At 64.5% G+C, this 758-nt stretch carries 2 protein-coding genes; both read right to left on the bottom strand.

Going from position 1 to position 758, the window contains the following annotated elements; all coding sequences use genetic code 11:
• Positions 1-19: 19 nt before the first annotated feature.
• Positions 20-388, bottom strand: coding sequence for a hypothetical protein (locus Z164_RS0119555; protein ID WP_024892308.1), 369 nt, complete (start codon positions 386-388; stop codon positions 20-22).
• Between the two features lie 71 nt (positions 389-459).
• The coding region (locus tag Z164_RS0119560) for a hypothetical protein (RefSeq protein ID WP_236621841.1) at positions 460-758 on the bottom strand (299 nt) is incomplete at its 5' end.

Below are 758 nucleotides of genomic sequence, written 5' to 3' on the forward strand. Positions count from 1 at the left end.
CGGATGGCCTGGCGTTCGATCAGGCGGCGACTTCCTCCTCGACGATCTCGCAGTGAATCACGAACCCGGTCAGATAAGGAAGCCCGCGCGGGATACCGTAGTCCTTACTGGTGCGGCGTCCGATGGTCCATTCCATCCACTGCCGGGTGGCGGCGCGGATCGCGTCGTGGAGGGCATGGCCCGCATGCTTGCGGTTGAGGACTTCGTCCGCGAAGTGGCGTCCGTGGCGGCTGTCGAGGAAGGCCCGCACCGCTTCGAAGGGCTGTCCCGTGGCGTCGTAGATGGCGTTCATCGCGATGGGCCAGGCGGCTTGCGCGTGCGCGTCCATCGTGCCCCAGAAGCCCCAGGCTTCGTTGCGGGTGGCGGGGATCGTTTTGGCTGTGGTCATCGTTGTCTCCTTCGTTGATCGTTGCGACACACGTATGAACGCGCTGTTCGATCAGGAAGCCAAGCTCAATCTCAATCATCTCGCGTCGTCTGTTGGCGACCGGTTACGGCGGCCAGCTTGGCGCGGGCCGACGCGCTTTCCCAGTGGCAGGGTCCGTTGCCGTGCGCAGCCTCTTCGCTCCAGCGGGCCAGGATTTCGTCATCGCTCCAGCCCTTGGCGGTGAGGTAGGCGTAGTCGTCGGCGTCGTAGTTGCTGTGGGTGAGGATGGCGCGGGTGGGTTTCATGCTGTGCTCCTTGGCGTGGATGGTTGCGACACCCGTATGAACGCGCTGCCGGCGCGGGAAGCCAAGCGTTTTCTGCTTGGCTTCCC

Source organism: Luteimonas huabeiensis HB2 (genome assembly GCF_000559025.1).
Classification (GTDB): Bacteria; Pseudomonadota; Gammaproteobacteria; order Xanthomonadales; family Xanthomonadaceae; genus Luteimonas; species Luteimonas huabeiensis.